Origin of the sequence: Algoriphagus zhangzhouensis (genome assembly GCF_900148515.1) — a bacterium.
GTDB classification, from domain to species: domain Bacteria; phylum Bacteroidota; class Bacteroidia; order Cytophagales; family Cyclobacteriaceae; genus Algoriphagus; species Algoriphagus zhangzhouensis.
In genome coordinates, this window is the sequence record NZ_FRXN01000002.1 from 22,275 (window position 1) to 41,342 (window position 19,068).

The 19,068-nt window shown below is 40.3% G+C and carries 17 protein-coding genes; 7 read left to right on the forward strand and 10 right to left on the reverse strand.

Translation table 11 applies throughout. From position 1 onward, the window contains the following. Positions 1 to 52: 52 nt before the first annotated feature. Positions 53 to 1,015, forward strand: a complete 963-nt coding sequence (locus BUF13_RS20595) for a CHRD domain-containing protein (protein ID WP_134204410.1) — start codon at positions 53 to 55, stop codon at positions 1,013 to 1,015. A 184-nt stretch (positions 1,016 to 1,199) separates the two neighbouring features. Here the strand turns inward: BUF13_RS20595 and pruA are convergent, their stop codons facing one another. The 3 genes from pruA to BUF13_RS06040 all read right to left on the reverse strand — a co-directional run bounded on the left by pruA (position 1,200) and on the right by BUF13_RS06040 (position 3,998). Next, positions 1,200 to 2,840: an L-glutamate gamma-semialdehyde dehydrogenase gene (gene pruA / locus BUF13_RS06030; protein WP_073570895.1), complete on the reverse strand. Its 1,641-nt coding sequence runs from the start codon at positions 2,838 to 2,840 to the stop codon at positions 1,200 to 1,202. A gap of 72 nt (positions 2,841 to 2,912) precedes the next feature. Next, entirely contained in the window at positions 2,913 to 3,608 is a 696-nt protein-coding gene (locus tag BUF13_RS06035) for a YjjG family noncanonical pyrimidine nucleotidase (protein ID WP_073570896.1), read from the reverse strand. Between the two features lie 6 nt (positions 3,609 to 3,614). Continuing rightward, the gene (locus tag BUF13_RS06040) at positions 3,615 to 3,998 is read right to left on the reverse strand and encodes an ArsR/SmtB family transcription factor (protein WP_073570897.1); all 384 of its coding nucleotides are present in this window, start codon (positions 3,996 to 3,998) and stop codon (positions 3,615 to 3,617) included. Between the two features lie 137 nt (positions 3,999 to 4,135). On the opposite strand from BUF13_RS06040, the gene BUF13_RS06045 reads away from it, so the two are divergent. Then, positions 4,136 to 4,744 (forward strand): carboxypeptidase-like regulatory domain-containing protein, encoded by a 609-nt coding sequence (locus BUF13_RS06045; protein ID WP_394345361.1) that lies wholly within the window; start codon positions 4,136 to 4,138, stop codon positions 4,742 to 4,744. Positions 4,745 to 4,964: 220 nt separating this feature from the next. Here the strand turns inward: BUF13_RS06045 and BUF13_RS06050 are convergent, their stop codons facing one another. Beyond that, entirely contained in the window at positions 4,965 to 6,563 is a 1,599-nt protein-coding gene (locus BUF13_RS06050; protein ID WP_073570898.1) for an aminopeptidase P family protein, read from the reverse strand. 109 nt (positions 6,564 to 6,672) lie between these two features. Between BUF13_RS06050 and pafA the strand changes: the two genes are divergently transcribed. Further along, on the forward strand, positions 6,673 to 8,301 hold the full coding sequence (gene pafA / locus BUF13_RS06055) for an alkaline phosphatase PafA (protein ID WP_073570899.1): 1,629 nt from the start codon (positions 6,673 to 6,675) through the stop codon (positions 8,299 to 8,301). 69 nt (positions 8,302 to 8,370) lie between these two features. Here the strand turns inward: pafA and BUF13_RS06060 are convergent, their stop codons facing one another. After that, positions 8,371 to 9,537 carry a homogentisate 1,2-dioxygenase gene (locus BUF13_RS06060; protein ID WP_073570900.1) on the reverse strand — a complete coding sequence of 389 codons (1,167 nt, stop codon included), beginning with the start codon at positions 9,535 to 9,537 and terminating at the stop codon, positions 8,371 to 8,373. Between the two features lie 156 nt (positions 9,538 to 9,693). Between BUF13_RS06060 and BUF13_RS06065 the strand changes: the two genes are divergently transcribed. Together BUF13_RS06065 and BUF13_RS06070 are read left to right on the forward strand one after the other, a co-directional pair. Continuing rightward, entirely contained in the window at positions 9,694 to 10,491 is a 798-nt protein-coding gene (locus tag BUF13_RS06065; protein WP_073570901.1) for a glycoside hydrolase family 16 protein, read from the forward strand. A gap of 72 nt (positions 10,492 to 10,563) precedes the next feature. Then, on the forward strand, positions 10,564 to 11,214 hold the full coding sequence (locus BUF13_RS06070; RefSeq protein ID WP_073570902.1) for an MCP four helix bundle domain-containing protein: 651 nt from the start codon (positions 10,564 to 10,566) through the stop codon (positions 11,212 to 11,214). Here the strand turns inward: BUF13_RS06070 and BUF13_RS06075 are convergent. Genes BUF13_RS06075 through BUF13_RS06095 form a run of 5 tightly spaced genes read right to left on the reverse strand, consistent with a single transcriptional unit; the run spans position 11,211 to position 16,561 of the window. After that, entirely contained in the window at positions 11,211 to 12,116 is a 906-nt protein-coding gene (locus BUF13_RS06075) for a sugar phosphate isomerase/epimerase family protein (RefSeq protein WP_073571690.1), read from the reverse strand. The two genes, BUF13_RS06070 and BUF13_RS06075, sit on opposite strands and share 4 nt — an antisense overlap. A gap of 51 nt (positions 12,117 to 12,167) precedes the next feature. After that, positions 12,168 to 12,725 (reverse strand): gluconate 2-dehydrogenase subunit 3 family protein, encoded by a 558-nt coding sequence (locus BUF13_RS06080; protein WP_073570903.1) that lies wholly within the window; start codon positions 12,723 to 12,725, stop codon positions 12,168 to 12,170. 18 nt (positions 12,726 to 12,743) lie between these two features. After that, the gene (locus BUF13_RS06085) at positions 12,744 to 14,423 is read right to left on the reverse strand and encodes a GMC oxidoreductase (RefSeq protein ID WP_073570904.1); all 1,680 of its coding nucleotides are present in this window, start codon (positions 14,421 to 14,423) and stop codon (positions 12,744 to 12,746) included. Positions 14,424 to 14,450: 27 nt separating this feature from the next. Continuing rightward, a complete protein-coding gene (locus BUF13_RS06090) occupies positions 14,451 to 15,329 on the reverse strand; it encodes a hydroxypyruvate isomerase family protein (RefSeq protein WP_073570905.1) in 879 nt (292 codons plus the stop codon). Positions 15,330 to 15,340: 11 nt separating this feature from the next. Continuing rightward, on the reverse strand, positions 15,341 to 16,561 hold the full coding sequence (locus BUF13_RS06095; RefSeq protein WP_073570906.1) for a nucleoside permease: 1,221 nt from the start codon (positions 16,559 to 16,561) through the stop codon (positions 15,341 to 15,343). 242 nt (positions 16,562 to 16,803) lie between these two features. On the opposite strand from BUF13_RS06095, the gene BUF13_RS06100 reads away from it, so the two are divergent. Beyond that, a complete protein-coding gene (locus BUF13_RS06100) occupies positions 16,804 to 17,973 on the forward strand; it encodes a Gfo/Idh/MocA family protein (protein WP_073570907.1) in 1,170 nt (389 codons plus the stop codon). Positions 17,974 to 18,000: 27 nt separating this feature from the next. Further along, positions 18,001 to 19,053, forward strand: coding sequence for a sugar phosphate isomerase/epimerase family protein (locus BUF13_RS06105; protein ID WP_073570908.1), 1,053 nt, complete (start codon positions 18,001 to 18,003; stop codon positions 19,051 to 19,053). The last annotated feature ends 15 nt before the right edge of the window (positions 19,054 to 19,068 follow it).

Consider the following 19,068-nt stretch of genomic DNA (forward strand, 5'->3'; position numbering starts at 1 on the left):
GACTAGTTTCGTATATACTTTTATTCATTTTATTAACCTAAATAACCATCTCATGAAAAATCCTTTTCAAAAATTAATGGGACTGTCATTTTTAGTCCTTTTTGCTTTTGCCTGTCAATCTCTTCCAGAGGAATCACCTTTGGTGAATGAAAATTCAGAGGAAGTCGCATCTGATTTAACTTCGTCTGATCCAAATGCCCGAAAAAGCAATATGCATGAATTCGGGGCATTCTTAATCGGCACTGAGGAAGTTCCCCCAGTCTCCTCCTCAGGTTCTGGAGCTATCAAAATCATGAAAGTGGATGAAAACACGTTGAGCTATGAGCTTCGAGTTGCAAACACTAGTGACATCATAGGAGCTCATTTACATTATGCCCCTTCTGGAACCAATGGGCCTGTAGTTGTTTTTCTATATATGGCCCCTCCAAATGGACTATCCAATGGATTGATAGCTGAAGGCACCATAGATGCATCCAAACTAGTAGGACCATTAGCAGGTATGTCTATTGATGATTTGGTAGAAAAAATGGAAGCTGGAGAAATCTACACAAATGTTCACACAAGCTTAAATCCGTCCGGAGAAATCAGAGGTCAAGTGAGCATGGTTGAAACGAGTGACAACAGGAATTACGGAACCAAACTGAGTGGAGCAAATGAAGTCCCAGCCGCAATAACTGATGCAACTGGAGTGGCTAAATTCCAATTTTCAAAAGATGGTGAATCAGCTTCTTTCCAAGTCAATGTGGATGATATTGAGGATGTGCGATTTGCGCATATCCACTTAGCCAAAGCTGGAAGTAATGGAGGAGTTGTTTTCACTTTGAGAATGGATAAAGTTGAAGGACCGGTTTCAGGGGTTTATGCAAAAGGAGAAATCATGGGTTCCTCCCTTTCCGGACAGATGGAAGGAGGAGATTTAGAAATTTTGAGAGAAGCTTTCCGAACTGGAAATGCATATGTTAACGTTCACTCTGATAATTTCCCTGGTGGTGAATTAAGAGGTCAGATCAATTAATACCAAGCGATTGCAATCAAGAAAGGCTGGATGTTCCAGCCTTTTGCTTTTTTTTCTGAAAATCAAATTTGATTTTAAAAACCTGTGAGAATCTGTATCTTTTTCAGTTGAAATCTGAGGGAATTTAAAAAGCCTCGGAAAAATCCGAGGCTTTTGAATATTGAATTTGTCAATTTGAAATTGATTATTTTTTATCTTCTCCCAAGAATGGGTATCTGTAATCTTTTGGCGAGACAAATGTTTCCTTGATCGTACGTGGAGAAACCCAACGCAACAAGTTGATCATAGATCCAGCTTTGTCATTGGTTCCCGAAGCTCTCGCTCCACCAAATGGCTGCTGACCTACTACTGCTCCAGTTGGCTTGTCATTGATATAGAAGTTTCCAGCTGCATTTCTCAATTTGGTTGTCGCCAATTCAATCGCATAACGATCCTGAGAGAAAATAGCACCAGTCAAGGCATATGGAGATGTCTGATCGACCAATTCTAAAGTCTGCTCAAAGTTTTCTGCATCGTAAACATAAATGGTCAATACAGGACCGAAGATTTCCTCTTGCATGGTAGTATACATTGGATCCTGAACCACTAGGACAGTCGGCTCGATGAAGTATCCTTTGGATTTATCAAAGTTACCACCAGCAATCACTTCTACTCCTTCAGCTTCTTTCGCTCTAGCAATGTAGCCGGAGATTTTATCAAATGCTTTCTCATCAATTACGGCATTGACGAAATTGGTAAAGTCCTCTGTCCCCCCCATTTTCATGGAAGCAAGATCTTCCAGCATGTATTTTTTCACATCTTCCCAAAGGTTCGATGGAATGTAAGCTCTAGATGCAGCAGAACATTTCTGACCCTGGAATTCGAAAGCTCCACGAACCAAACCAGTAGCTACAGCTTTTGCGTCAGCAGACTTATGTGCTACGACAAAGTCTTTACCACCTGTTTCACCCACAATTCTTGGATAGGACTTATAGCTATTGATATTCTCTCCGATAGTTTTCCAAATGTGCTGGAATACTCCTGTAGAACCTGTAAAGTGAATACCAGCAAAATCAGGATGTTTGAAGATCACCTCTCCAGCAACCGGACCATCCACATAGATCAAGTTGATTACTCCATCAGGAACACCCGCTTCTTTGAATACTTCCATCAATATATTTGCAGAATAAATCTGAGTATAGGCAGGCTTCCAAACGATGGTATTCCCCATCATAGCTGCAGATGCAGGTAGATTTCCAGCAATAGCAGTAAAGTTGAATGGAGTCAAAGCGAACACGAAACCTTCCAAAGGACGTTGCTCCACTCTGTTCCATACTCCTCCACCAGAAACTGGCGGTTGCTGAGAATAAATCTCAGTCATGTACTTCACATTGAAACTCAAGAAGTCAATAATTTCACAAGCAGAGTCAATTTCAGCCTGGAAAGCATTTTTTGACTGCCCCAACATGGTAGCAGCATTAATTTTCGCTCTGTAAGGACCTGCGATCAATTCAGCAGCTTTGATGAAAATAGCCGCTCTTTGCTCCCAAGCTAAGTTTTCCCAAGCCTCTTTTGCTCCTAAAGCCGCATTGATTGCCTGCTCTACGTGAGACGCATCACCTTCGTGGAAATATCCCAAAATGTGTTGATGATCATGAGGAGGAGACATCGGATGCTTATTTCCAGTACGAACTTCCTCGCTACCGATATACATTGGCACATCTACTTCTTTGGATCGAAGCTCTGCCAACATCGCCTGCAATTCTTTTCTTTCCGGGCTTCCCGGTGCATAGGACTTAACCGGCTCATTGACTGGAGCAGGTACGTTGAAGAAACCTTTTAACATTTTATCTGAGTTTATATAAATTTCTGAATGGCCAAAGATAAGTTATCCGAGGCGAATGAGCTGTGATTTCCCTTACAAAAGCGACTCTAATTCTTTAAGGTGCTTGATTTCATATGTGGGTTTGAGGGAAATTTCTTTTCCATCTGGATTGAAAAAGACCTGATCAATTTCTGCCCGTTGTGCTCCCAAAATATCCGAATCTGGATTATCCCCAATCATCAGACAATCGTCACTACTAGTCTGAAGTGTTTCCAAAGCATAGTGGAAAATCCTTGGATCTGGCTTTTTATGACCGGTTGTTTCAGAAGTCACCACTAATTCAAAATACCCATCCAAGCCAGAAGACTTCATCTTTTTAGCCTGGGATTCATTAAAACCATTGGTAATGACATGAATCCGATATTTACCTCTTAGGTATTCCAAAATCTCTTTGGAATAGGGAAAAACATGTGGTTTTGATGAAGTTCTATGCATAAAGTCCTCTTCAAAACCAGCTGGAATAGCTTCTGCTACTCCACCTGCATGAGAGAAAATTCTTGGAAAACGTTCTTTTCGAAGATTGTCCTTATCGATTTTTCCTACATTGTACCAATCCCAAAGTTGGAAATTGACAGCATGAAATGACTCGAAAAACTTTTCGAATGAAGGGATTCCCATTTCTACCAAGGAATAAATTTCATACAATTCGGAAAGGGACTCGCTTACATTCCGATCATAATCCCACAAGGTATGGTCTAGATCGAAGAATAAATGTTTGTACTTTTTCAATTGAAATTATCGCCTGTATTGATTGTTCTGGATTTTATTGATTGCCAACTCTCGGTTGGACTTGAGGACTTCAAATGTTTCCTGATCCCGAATCAGATTTGGGTCCTTTTGAATAAACTTAAAAATTGCCTGAAAGATTTCCAGGTACTCCTCCAAAATGTAATAAAACATCCACTGATCCACTCTCCGGCTCCCTAGGAGACCTGCATTTTTCAAATAAATCAAATGCCGACTAGTTTTTGTCTGAGTAAAATCAAGGATATGTTCCAGGTCAGAAATCGTCAGTTCTTTATTCAGCATCAGCAAGTGGATAATCCTCACCCGAGGCTCCTCTCCCAGTGCTTTAAAGATTCTCAGACCATAATTTAAACTGATGTTTTTGAGACGCATTAGTAAGTTTTAACGCTGTTTTCTGGGTGAATTTAAAAAATCACCCGAAATTAGGGTATTATCGCAGATTCAAAGCCAAATTTGGCAAGCCAATAAGATATTTATTTGTGAAGAAATCAATTCTACTCCCATATCTAATCCTATTCATCGGATTCTTTTTTTCAACTCAGCTAGCTCAAGCCCAAGATGAAAAGAAAGTAATTCAGCTTTCTGGTATCATCTTGAATGCAGATAGTACAGATGCCGTTGCTGGTGTGAACGTCTACGTCCCACAAAAAGGTAGAGGTACAAGTAGTGGACGCTTTGGTTACTTTTCTATGCCGGTACTTGAAGGAGACAGTGTTGTTTTCAGTTTCATTGGATTGAAAAAACAAACATTCAAGGTTCCTGAAAAAGTTGACAATGACAAAATCAGCTTGATCTTGACCATGGAAGTGGATGAAATCGCTTTGGCGGAAATCGAAGTAATGCCTTATCCAACCGAAGAGGAGTTCAAGGACGCAGTTCTTGCAATGACTGTCGTAGACCCTATGTCTATAAGCCGTGCCAATATGAGTCCTGAGATGCTATTGAGATGGGCTGAATCCATGCCTGCTTCAGGAAATGAAAATTTCCGAACTTTCCAGCAGGGCATGATGCTACAAAATCAAGATTTGTATGGACCTAGACCATTGAGATTGTTAGATCCATTTGCTTGGTCTCAATTCATTAGATCTATTAAAAGAGGGGACTTAAAGAGTAAGTAAACTCCAACTTGATAAAACAAAAAACACTCGCTGCGTCGTTTCAGCGAGTGTTTTTTTTTGTTACATGCTATTTGCTAAACCCTCTCCCGCAAAGGAGCAAAGAAAATAAGACTTGTTTCAAAGGTTATTGACAACCCTTTCTATATAATAGGTTAGCTTAGACTCTATGAAATTGATGTTTCTCACAGCGTCGCTGTGACGCCGCGAGAAATACTAAATCTTAATGAATTTCAGGCAGAACCCAGTTTTCAAGAACACTAGGTATCTTCATCATTGCCTCGATATCAGCCACCTTTCTTGGAGCGTCCCCAGAAAGATTCACTGGATCTTTGGAAGTAATCAAGATATCATCTTCAATTCTTACCGCAATTCCCCACCATTTTGGATCACAATCGCTTCCCTCTGGGATATAGATTCCTGGCTCGACAGTAATTACAACACCTTCTTTCAGTGCTCCTCTTGTTCCTCTATCATGAACATCAAGACCTAGATGATGACTTGGGCCATGAGGATAGTAACTATGTCTTTGTCCTTCTTTGATTATACCTAATTCCACCAAACCTTCATCGATAATCTTTCTTGTAATTTGAGAGATTTCAGAAAACTCAGTTCCTGGCTTACATAGAGCAATTCCAGCATCCTGTGCTTTTAAAACCAATTCATAGATCACTTTTTCCTCAGAGTTAAATTGGCCTGATACAGGAATAGTTCGAGTGACATCAGCTGTATAGCCTCTCCATTCAGCGCCCAAATCCATTAATAAAAGTCGGTCATTTACATGCTTCATGTCATTCTCAATGTAATGAAGGATACATCCATTATTTCCTCCACCAACAATCGATGGGTATCCTAAATCTTCCGCACCATATCTTTTGTAGATAAACTCGTGAATCCCCTGAATTTCTCTTTCAGACATCCCAACTTTGGCAGCCTTCATCACTTCTATCTGACCGATTGCTGAAATTTTAGCCGCAGAGGCAAGAAGTGCAATTTCTTCTTCAGTTTTCACCTCACGTAAAACATCCATCATTTTATCCAAAGAAAAAATATCAGTTTTGGACTCAGGCATTTGATCTTTCACCTGCATTCTTTTTTCAGGTGAATCCGCGACAAGGAAATCCTTGATAATTGGATCGTTTGCAATCTCAGGATTTCTGTCTGTAAAGCGAGAAATCATTTGTGCTACATTTTCTGAATTGGCCGCATCGGTAGCTCGGATCATATCATAAAGCTGCATCTGAGTGTCTGATACCTCCATTGGATACCCTGAAGCTTTCTTGAATTTCTTCACCATGTTTTTCAATGGAGCATTGCTGCTACTGCTCTCGATGTCTGCACCCAAGTTGAAGGAAAGCACCTTTTCAAAATCTGAAAAATTCACAGATGGTTCTTTACCGAAATCATCATAAACGTAGGCCAGATCAAATCCAAGCTTTTCTTTAACACCATCAGTCCCCAATCTCTTCCCGTTCCACATTTCAGATCTTGGGTCGCGAGGCTGGACATAGATAATTTCATCTGTCTCCACTCCATCAATCATCCTTTTTTCAGAAAAAATAATTAAGGCCGCATTGGGTTCTCTCAATCCAGTCAAGTAGTAAAAATCAGTGTCTGGATGATAAATATAATCCACATCGTTGGTTCTGTTTTTCACGGGATTATTGAACAATACTGCCACAGAATTAGGCGGCATCATCTCCCGAATAGCATCTCTTCTCTTTCTGTGCCAATCCGCAGAAAGGCCATCCTCAAAGTAAGATTGAGCAAATGCACTTTGCAAAACGCAAAACAATAGGGATAAAATGGTTAGCTTTTTCATTTTAGGTAATTTTTCTAAACCCCAAGATCAACTCTTTGGCCCATTTAACAAAGTCTTAATCCATCAATAGTATCATATCCTTATCTTTGGAGCCTAAACATTTCATGTAATGAAGAAAATTTCTCTACTCCTATTACTTTCCATTTTTATGGGAACAGGGGTGTCCGCTCAGGAAACCGCTGAAAAACCTAAGCTAGTTGTTGGAATCATCGTCGATCAGATGAGGCAAGAGTACCTCTACAGGTTTGCTGACAGGTATTCTGACGGCGGATTCAAAAGGCTGATTGGAGAAGGATTTATGATGAAAAACGGGCATTATAATTACATCCCTACCTATACCGGGCCAGGCCACGCTTCTGTATATACGGGAACAACCCCCGCCACTCATGGTATCATCGGCAACAACTGGTATGTAAGAAGTCTTGATAAGTCAATTTATTGCGCTGAAGACAGCACTGTTTACAACATAGGAGGAACTCCAGCTTCTGGACAGATATCACCAAGAAACCTATTGACTACAACCATCACAGATGAGTTGAGATTTTCTACGAATAAAAGGTCAAAAGTCGTTGGGCTAGCGATAAAAGATCGTGGCGCAAGTTTACCTGCGGGTCACCTAGGTGATGCTTATTGGTATGACAGCAACAATGGAGAGTTTATGACTTCTTCTTACTACAAAGAGGATCTTCCTGCATGGGTCAAAGATTTCAATGGTCAAAAAAATCCAGATAAATACCTCTCCCAAACTTGGGAAACCCTTTATTCAATTGATACTTATATCAACAGTATCGATGACAACAATGACTTCGAAGCTCCATTCATAGGAAAAGACACCCCAACATTCCCTTATGATTTAAAGGAATTGAGAGAGAATAATGGTGGATATGGATTGATAGCCTCCACACCTTTTGGAAATCAATTGACTTTGGATTTTGCTTTAGCAGCTTTGGAAGGAGAAAAACTAGGTGAAAGTGATGTCACTGATTTCCTTGCTGTCAGCTTTTCTTCCACAGATTATGTTGGCCATAGGTTTGGGCCGACTTCCAAAGAATTGGAGGACATCTATTTGAGATTGGACTTACAAATTGAAAGCCTTTTGAATCACTTGGATGAAAAATTAGGAGAAGGAAACTATGTGGTATTCCTTTCTGCGGACCATGGCGTTGCAGATGTGGCCACATATATGGAAAGCCAAAATGTACCAGCTGGCAACTTGAATGTTGGCTATGTAGTAAGTCAGGTGAAAGGCTATATGAATACCGTTTATGGAGAAGGTGACTGGGTATTGAATGCTTCCAATGAGCAAATCTTCCTAAACCATAAATTAATCAGAGACAACAAATTGAATTTGGCTGATATCGAAGAGGAATTGGCAACTTTCCTTTTGAGATTCAGAGGAATCAAAGAGGTGTACACCGCCCATACTTTGAAAACAAATTCCTTTACCGAATTAAGACCTCATCTTCTTCAGATGGGCTACAATCATAAGGCCTCGGGAGATATTTTGATCATTTTAGAACCTTCTTGGTTGACTGGTGGAGCTAGAGGTACTTCTCATGGAACCGGTTTCTCCTATGACACCAATGTCCCTATTTTATTCTATGGATGGAATATTCCACATGGAAGTTCAACTCGCTATGCGACTATTACAGACATCGCTCCGACCCTTTCCATGCTTCTTGAAATTAGACTTCCAAACGGCGCCACAGGCCAACCGATTCAGGAAATCGTTCATTGATAAACAGCTATCAATAAGAAAAACCAGAATGAAATCATTCTGGTTTTTTTATGTCCTTTCGGTATTTATTTAATCTTCAGTCCAACTCATTGGGTAACCCTTATCCACAAATTCCAAAGCATCAGTAGTAATCTGCAAAGGTCTAAAGGTATCCAACATCACAGCGTATTCCTCTGTTGATTTTGCTCCGATTGATTTTTCAACTGTACCTGGGTGTGGCCCGTGAGGAAGTCCTCCCATATGAATAGTGAATGAACCTCGATCGATCCCTTTTCGACTCATAAACTCGCCTTCTGCATAATACAACACCTCATCCGAATCGATATTACTATGATTGTATGGCGCTGGAATCGCTAAAGGATGATAATCAAACAAGCGAGGCACGAATGAACAAATCACAAAACCCCAAGCCTGAAAAGTCTGATGAACTGGTGGCGGCTGATGGATTCTTCCCGTAATCGGTTCAAAATCATAAATCGACAAGGCGTAAGGATACAAATAGCCATCCCAACCCACGATATCCAAAGGGCTATGATCATAGGTATATTGATGCAACATTCCTTGTTTTTTGATCTGAACCAGATACTCTCCCTTTTCCTCTTCAATGTGCAATTCATGAGGCGGACGAATATCTCTTTCGCAATAAGGAGAATGCTCCAATAACTGCCCTACTTCATTTCGATACCGTTTCACCGTTTCGATTGGACCATGAGATTCTATAATCAAAAGGCGCAAAGGACCTTCCTCATCAAATTCAAATCGGTATATAGTGGTTCTTGGGATCACTACATAATCTCCTTTTCCCACTTCAAGTTTCCCAAACTGAGAATAAAGAACACCTTTTCCATCATGAATGTAAATCAACTCATCCCCATCCGCATTTTTGAAATAAGAATCCATCTTCCTTTGCTTCGGAGCACAGATCCCCATCATTACATCATTGTTTTTCATCAACATTCTGCGAGCTGACAAATAATCCTCACCAGTAGTTTCTACTCCAGATGTTTTTAAATGAGTTTGGTTCAATCCATGCTGATCAGCGACTTTCCAATCATAAGGAATTGGCTTACCAATGGAACGAACCGAGTTGGGATTATAAATGTGATAGAGATTTGAATAAATGCCAGAAAAGCCTTTGGAACTTACGAGCTCTTCCTTATAAAGGCTTCCGTCAGGCTGCCTGAACTGGGTATGCCTTTTAGGCGGAATCTTGCCTAACCTGTGATAGTATGCCATGATTAATTTGGGTTTATAGGAGCAATTTACAATTCTCCTTTTAGGGTAAAAAATAGGAACTTAAAAAGTCCCTTAAATCACTCGAACCCTTTTGTTCAAAAACATTTTCTTTTCGGAATAGATTAATCTAGCTTAAGATCACAATCCCAAAATACCATGAAAAGACATTTAACCTTGCTAGCAATTCCTTGCCTTCTTTTCTCGATAGAGTCATTTTCCCAAAAACTCATCTGGTCAGATGAATTCGATACGAATGGACTTCCGGATCAAACCAAGTGGACTTATGATGTCGGGGATTCTGGATGGGGGAATAATGAACTTCAATTTTATACCGAAAAAGACTTAAAAAACGCCAGAGTTGAAAATGGAATTTTGATCATTGAAGCAAGAAAAGATGAGTCGAAGCCCGAAGGATATACTTCAGCAAGAATGCTTACTCGTGGAAAAGCCTCTTGGGAATATGGCTACTTTGAAATCAAAGCCAAATTACCGGAAGGCATTGGAACTTGGCCTGCCATCTGGATGCTTCCAGAAGAAAATAAATATGGGGGCTGGCCCAAAAATGGAGAGATCGACATCATGGAACATGTCGGTTATGACCCTGGTACTGTTCATGGGACTGTTCATACAGAAGCTTTCAACCATGTCAAGGGAACTCAAAAAGGAAAGCAAATACAAGTCCCAAGCTTTCATGATGAATTCCATATTTATGCTATCCACTGGACAGAAAAGAAAATCGACTTTTATCTGGATGGTGAAAAGTACTTCACTTCTGAAAATACTGGAGGGGATTATCAAGAATGGCCCTTTGATCAACCATTCCATATGATCCTCAATATTGCTGTTGGTGGAAACTGGGGAGGGCAAAAAGGTGTGGATCCTGATATTTGGCCGCAAAAGATGGAAATAGACTATGTTAGGGTCTATGATGGCATTCCTTCTAAGGAAGACTAATTATCTTTGCCTTGGGAATCTCTGGAAGTTTTCCTATACTAAGTAAAATAGCTTGTTAGTAATACTAATTATATGCCTGACACGAGACTGAGAAAGAAAAAAATTCGAGCCCTTTTGATTATCAGCGTATTGCTTTTGTTGATATATGCAAAAAACCTAATTGAGCGTCAATCATTTAGAAGCATCAGCTCCACTTTTACAGAGGTTTACAACGACCGACTGGTAGTCGTCGGCTATATCTTTGAGATTTCAGAGAGTCTTTTTCAGATCCAAAAACTGGTAGATCACTGCAACTTGGATTATGATTATTCTAAAGTGCTAAATGAAATCCAAGGTCAAGAGGCAGCTATTTTGACCATCATAGAAGATTTCGAAAAAACGAAACTTACTCCAAAAGAGGAAGAATATCTGGGTGAGTTCAAGAAGATAATTGTAAACGACCTCAATATCAAATCCTACGATTTACTATACAGTGACTCGAATGGAGTGAATATCAATCAGGTCAAATTGTATGATCAAAAAATCTCTTTAGCGAGAAAAGACTTGGACAATCTCAACAACATTCAGCTGGAAGAAGGTGAAAAATTAATCAGCAAAGCCAAAGTCTTGATTAACAGATCTCAGATCTGGGCTCAATTTGAAGTGGCTCTACTGATTATTTTGATTATCGTAATGTTCCTATTGGTATTCCGAAAATCAGAGGAAACCAAAGGAATGATTTAATATTCCAATTTGCTTAAGTAGGCTGCATTTTTCTCTGCTGCCTGCATTGGAGTTACTCCATCGAATTGTTCTTGCTCCACGATGTAATATTTCATTCCCAAAGATTGAGATTCCTTAATCAGCTTGGCGAATGGAATTTCTCCTTGGCCTAATAGTACGCCTCTTTCGTGAGGATTTTCAATCCCTGCTGCAGCATCCTTCACATGGCATAAACGGAAACGATCTTTATACTTTTTCATGTACGCTTCTGGATCTACTCCTGCCACATACACCCAATAGATATCCATTTCGAAATCCACCAACGCAGGATCCGTATTATCCATCAATACATCTTGAGGCAATTGACCTTCTTGCTCCACGAAAGTATAGTCATGGTTATGGTAAGCGAACTTTAATCCGTAGCCTTTTAACGTCTCTCCGATTTGATTGAATTGCTCAGCAATTGCCTTGTATTTATCCAAAGAGTCTTGACCGCCAATCCAAGGACAGATCAAATATTTAATACCTACTTCTGCGGCCTGCTCTGCTTGAGCTTCTAGGTTTTTGAATACATCGCAGTGAGTAGCAACGAAGTCAACGCCAATCTCGGAATTCAAAGATTTAAATTCAGCAGTTTCCATTCCCCAAAGGATTCCTTTTCCTCCATCAAAACCTTCAAACTGCTTGTATCCATAAGAAGCCAATGCTCTCATAGTTTCTTGAGGATTTTCAGCCATTTGATCTTTTACAGAGTAAAGCTGAATCCCAAATGCTTTCAAGGTTTGAGCTACAGTCTCAGGATCTGTCATTAAAGTTTCGCCCTCTTTCTTAGCTGGCGAGCAAAACTGCATCGGCATCAAAGCAGCTCCAAGGCCCATCAAAGAGCCCATTTGGATAAATTTTCTTCTACTAGGTTTGTTCATAATCGAAAAAGCCTGCCCCATTGGAGCAGGCTTTGTATTTATAGGTTAAAATTATATTGCATAAGTCTTGTCACCTGGTTTCAAATCGATGCATCCATCGTATCTGCCTGGAACTTCTACATAATTCAAAGCTTGTGTAGCTCCGATTTCAGAAGTAAAGTAACCCAATACAGTCAAATCTCTCAACATATTTATGATGGCTGGCTCAGTTCTTCCAGAGCTCTTGAACTGTTCATAAAGTCCATTCAAGTAATCCAAACGAACTTCATGAGAAGCAGCTTCAAACTCCTCACCATTCTCCTGCTTGAATTCCTTTCGGATTTTATTCAAACCATCCACAAATGTCTTTTGAGCATCGGCGTCATAAGTATCTTTCACCATCATTACCATAAAGGAACCAATACCCACCGCAGCTGCACCTGGAGTGTCAGTTTCCGGAATAATGGTATCTCCAAGCAAATCCATGAAAGCAATATCTTCAGGGCTGAAGTTCAATCCTTCGATTTGCTTATCCGGAGCACAACCAGTTAGGATTGCTGTAGCACCTACCATGGTTCCTCCCATCATTAGGACGACGCTTTTCAATGCGTCTCTTCTATTCATAGTCATAGCTTTTTCTTTTTTAGATTAGAGATTACGCTTTTTCAACTCTTCCACTGCAAAGTTTGCAGCTCTTGCTGTAAGCGCCATATAGGTAAGTGATGGGTTTTGAGCAGCAGCAGAGGTCATACATGCACCGTCTGTTACAAACACGTTTTTAGCTTCCCACACTTGGTTGTTTCCATTCAATACAGAAGTTTTTGGGTCCCTACCCATTCTTGCTGTACCCATTTCATGAATGCCTTGACCGAAAGTATAGCCATTATCATAGGTATTGATGTTTTTCACACCAGCGATTTCCAACATTTCGGCTGCATCAGCCATCATGTCTTTTCTCATTTTGATCTCATTCTCCTTGATCTCAGCATTCATCACCAACGCTTCCATACCCCACTTATCTTTCACAGTATCACTTAGTTTGATAGTGTTTTCATGATAAGGAAGAATTTCTCCAAATGCCGTAAATCCAATACTCCAAGGTCCTGGTTTAGTCAAAGCATTTTTCATAGGTGCCCCGAAATTCAATTCAGCAACATCTCGAGTCCAGCCACTTCTACTTGCACCACCTTGGTATCCAAAACCTCTGACATAATCCCTCTTTTCACCATTTAGATTTCTAAATCTTGGGATGTAAAGTCCAGTTGGTCTTCTACCGAAATAATATTTGTCCTCGTAGCCTTCTACAGTACCTCCAGCTCCCAAACGGAAGTGGTGATCCATTACGTTGTGTCCTAATTCGCCAGAACTAGAACCCAAACCACCTGGCCAAATATCGGTAGCAGTACGCATCAAAATAGCCGTCGAGTTAAATGCAGACGCACATAGGAAGATGATTTTCGCATCATATTCTATGGTCTGATTTGTTTCAGCATCTACTACTTCTACACCGGTAGCTTTTTGAGTGTCTTTGTCATAGATCAATCTTCTTACAATTGACCAAGGTCTCAAAGTCAAATTACCTGTAGCTTTTGCAGCTGGCAAGGTAGAAGCCTGAGTACTGAAGTATCCTCCAAAAGGGCAACCCAAAGAACATTTACTTCTATATTGACAGCCTGGGCGACCTGGCAAAGGTTGAGTGATATTAGCAGGACGACCCATGATCCAGTTTCTAGCACCTTTATAATGATCCTTGATTTTTTGGACAGCATCGGTTTCCACACAATTCATCGGCATTGGAGGCATAAATTCCCCGTCAGGAAGAATTGGCAATCCATCTTTATTTCCTGAAATCCCAGCAAATTTTTCAACATAAGAATACCAAGGCGCGATATCCTTGTATCTGATTGGCCAATCAACAGCAATCCCTTCTTTTCCATTTGCCTCAAAATCTACATCGGCCCATCTGTAAGACTGTCTACCCCAAAGAAGAGAACGACCACCCACTTGATATCCACGGAACCAGGTAAATGGTTTTTCTTCCACATAAGGAGAATCATCTTCATGAGCCCACCAGTCAAGGTTACGCTCATCCAACACATAATCTCTACGTAAGTTCGGGTGATTTTCTAGCATTTCTTGGGTTCTTCTTCCTCTGTGAGGAATTTCCCAAGGCGGTAATGTGGCAGATTTGTAGTCTTTGATATGCTCCACATCTGGACCTCTTTCTAGCAAAAGTACTTTCAGACCTTTTTCGGTCAACTCTTTTGCGGCCCATCCTCCACTGATCCCTGACCCAACTACAATTGCATCATACGATTCATTAGCCATAATTTGGTATTTAAGGTTATTAGTAATTTAAACGTCGCATACTTGAACTGCTTGTGCTAAAGCAGCAAGTTTATCTTTTGATTTTGGAATGAATTCATGGGAGACATATCCTTTGAAACCTGAATCTACAATCGCTTTCATGATAGCGGGATAATAGATTTCCTGATTTTCATCCAGCTCATTTCTCCCTGGATTTCCTGCAGTATGATAGTGTCCGAAGTATTGGTGATTATTCTGAATCGAGCGGATAATATCACCTTCGTCAATCTGCATATGATAGATATCAAACAATAATTTGAAGTTCTCACTTCCAATCATTTTGCATAACTCGACTCCCCAAGGAGACTTATCACACATGTAGTCTTTGTGATTTACTTTGCTATTCAAAAGCTCCATTTGGATGATCACTCCATGCTTTTCTGCCAAAGGAAGGATCTTTTTCAAACCCTCTGCACAGTTTTTCATTCCTACTTCATCATCCATTCCTCTTCTATTTCCAGAAAAACAGATCAAATTTTTATAGCCATTTTTGGCTACCAAAGGAATCACTTCCTCATATCGCTTGATCAATTCTGAATGATTTTGAGGATCGTTCCAGCCATCTGGAATTCCTAATTCGGCACCGTTACACATAGAGCAGTCCACTCCATGCTTTTGAAGAATATGCCAATTATCTGGCCCTATCAGATCTATCGCATTAAATCCAATTTCTTTTACTCCGATACAAAGTTCTTCGATTGTCAGGGGATTCATGGACCAATGGCAAACACCATGGTTAATATTTCCTTTGAGTTTATAGGGCTGTTCTTCTTTCATATCAAATGAAGATAGGCCTCCTAGGGCTGCTCCGCCCAACAAAACTTTCTTGAAGCTTTCTCTTCTTCCTTTGTTAATAGGTTTGGTCATTTGGGATCACTTTAATGTTTAATTTTATCATCTCTGAAAAGAGTCATGAAAAATAGTAAAACCAAAACGGAAATACCAGAAGGAATTAACCAAATAGATTTCCATTGGTGATTCCCATGCATATCTGAGTAAAAATCAGAGATCATTCCAGCAATCCAAAACCCAATCAACATCCCAACTCCATAGGTTGCCAAAGTAATAAGTCCCTGAGCCGAGGATTTATATTTTTCTCCAGCGTGGGCATCGGTGTATATCTGACCTGTCACAAAGAAAAAATCATAGCAAACACCATGTAATGCAATTCCTATTAACAGAAGCCATACTCCGCTTTCTGCATCTCCCAAAGCAAAAAACAGATACCTGAAAGCCCAGGCAAGCATTGCAACAATTAATGTCTTTTTGACTCCAAATCGTGAAAAGAAGATGGGTAGAGCCAACATGAATAGCACTTCTGACATTTGCCCAATAGCCATCTTTCCTGTAGAATTTTCAACGCCGATTTCGGTTAGAAAAGGACTTGCGTTCTGATAATAGAAGGCCAAAGGAATACAGATCAAAATCGAGCTCAGGAAAAATATGGCGAAGTTTTTATCTTTCAATAAAGACAAAGCATCCAGCCCTATGGCTTCGGACAATTTAAATTTATCAGCTCTCCCCGCTCTCGGAGGTGTATTGGGAAGTGTCATACTAAAAATCCCCAAAGCCAATGACAAGTAGGATGCCATCAGCCAGGTGTTTTTCAACATGCCCGATTCCAATCCTGCCTTGCTATCCCAAGCAAATGCACTGATCAAAAAACCTGCTGCGATCCATCCGATTGTTCCCCAAACACGAACTACAGAGAATTCCTTTTCAGGATTATTCATCTGGTTAAAGGAAATTGAATTGACCAAAGCCAGAGTCGGCATAAACAAAATCATATACCCTAATATCAGCGGAAAGAAAGTAGCGAAATCCTCACTTTGATACAATTGGTACATCAACCAAGCTCCAATCAAATGGATAATCCCTAAAATTCGTTGTGCCGGAAAATATCTATCTGCTATAAGCCCGACAAGAAAGGGTGCTATGATTGCTCCAATAGATTGGGTTGTAAAAGCCAACGAAATCTCCTGATCAGAGGCCCCGAGGTTAGATCCTAAATAAGTTCCCATCGTCACATACCAAGCACTCCAAACAAAAAACTCCAAAAACATCATCGTGGATAAGCGGACTCGGATGTTTAGCTTCATAAAATCTCAGGCTTTCAATTGGTGAATGAATTGGATAGTTTAGAATTCGGTCTTTTTGCCTTATTTTAAGCTCATCCTTTGACAATTGAAAATAAGGTAGCTAAAAGTTTTCTCAACACCATTCATAACTGGATGGAACAATTGGTCAACTTATGCTCTGAGTCAATCTAAGTTCAGAGGTTTTTTTGATTCAGAATCAATTATTTCACTAAACAAAAAACCAGAAAATTACATACTGACCTATGTCAAAAACCAAGAAACTCAAAATCGGATTAGTCGGTGGTGGGCCAGGTTCTTTTATCGGTGCAATCCACCTAAATGGCGCTTTGATGGATGGCTTATTCGAGCTAGCCGCAGGTGCTTTTTCTTCCAATCCTGAAAAATCAAAAATCAGAGGCGAGGAATTGATGCTGGATCCTTCTAGAGTGTATGCCAGCTACGACGAAATGTTTGAAAAAGAGCTGGAGCTTCCGGAGGATGTACGTATTGACGTGGTGGTGATTGTTACTCCAAACAATTTACATTTTGATCCAACGGTGAAAGCCCTAAAAGCTGGTTTTCATGTGGCTTTGGACAAACCGCTTACCCTAAATTATCAAGAAGCCAAAGACCTATACCACATCGTAAAAGCGAGTGATAAAAGATTCTTATTGACCCATACCTATTCTGGATACCCGATGATCAAGCAAGCCAAGCAAATGATCGCTGAAGGTAAAATCGGAAAAGTTTGGAAAATCTATGTCGAGTATCCTCAAGGCTGGCTTTACAAGCTTTTGGAAAATGAAGACAATAAACAAGCGGCTTGGAGAACCGACCCTAAAATCAACGGTCTAGCAGGATGCATGGGAGACATTGGAACGCATGCCTTCCATCTTTCCGAATATGTCTCAGGATTGAAAATGGAAAAACTTTGCGCTGATCTACATATCAAAGTGGAAGGAAGACCCATAGATGATGACGGAGTTGTCTTGATGAATTTTGACAATGGAGCTACGGGAATCCTAATGGCTTCTCAAACAGACACAGGACTTGAAAACAATCTTCGTATCCGAATTTTTGGAGATAAAGGTGGAATTGAATGGCAACAAGAGGACAATAACTCCTTGACAGTTCGTTATCCAAATCAGCCTGCTCAGATTTACAGAGCAGGAACAGGCTACCTCGGTTCTTTAGCCAATGAAAATACCAGAACTCCTGCAGGCCATCCTGAGGGATATATTGAGGCATTTGCTAACTTGTACAGAAATTTTGCGCGATGCATCTATGCTGAACGAGCTGGTGAAACGCCAAAACCTGAATGGGAGGATTATCCGGGAATTGAAGATGGTATTCGAGGAATGGCATTTATCGACCACGTGCTAAAAAGCACCGAATCCGATCAAAAATGGACTCCATTCATTGTAGAAAAATAAAATCAAACCAATAAATAACCTTTTAGTATGAAGACGATTAAAGGACCTGCTATATTCTTAGCACAGTTTGCCGACGATGTGGCTCCTTTCAATAACCTAAAGAACATCTGTGAATACATGGCCGATTTAGGTTATAAAGGTGTTCAGATTCCGTCATGGGATGGTAGATTAATTGATTTGCAAAAAGCTGCAGAAAGCAAAACCTATGCAGACGAAATCGCTGGAATTGTAGCTGAAACAGGAATGCAGATCACTGAACTTTCCACTCACCTTCAAGGTCAGTTGGTAGCGGTTCACCCTGCATACAATGAATTATTCGATGGTTTTGCTCCGGCAAACCTAAAAGGTGACCTGAAAGGAAAAACCGAATGGGCTACCCAACAATTGAAATATGCGGCTAAAGCATCTTCTAATTTAGGACTGACAGCACATGCTACTTTCTCAGGAGCATTGATGTGGCACACAGTATATCCTTGGCCTCAAAGACCAGCTGGATTAGTCGAGACAGGTTTTACTGAATTGGCAAAAAGATGGACTCCCATTCTAGATGAATTCGACCAATACGGAATTGATGTTTGTTATGAGCTTCACCCAGGAGAAGATCTACACGATGGGGTTACATTTGAAATGTTTCTTGAAAAAGTAAACAATCACAAAAGAGCGAACATCCTTTACGATCCAAGTCACTTTGTGCTTCAATGCCTTGACTACTTGCAATTCATTGATTTTTACCACGATAGAATCAAAATGTTCCACGTTAAGGATGCAGAATTCAACCCGACTGGAAAACAGGGAGTTTACGGCGGTTTCCAAGGATGGGTAGAGCGTGCAGGTAGATTTAGATCATTAGGAGACGGACAAGTTGATTTTAGCGGAATTTTTAGCAAACTTTCGCAGTACGATTACGATGGATGGGCTGTATTGGAATGGGAATGTGCCATCAAGCATCCTGAACAAGGAGCTGCAGAAGGTGCTCCATTTATCGATTCACATATTATCCGTGTAACGGAAAAAGCATTTGATGACTTCGCTGGCGTTGGCGCTGACGAGGAATTCAACAAGAAGATTTTAGGAATTTAAGAAAACCTTTTATTA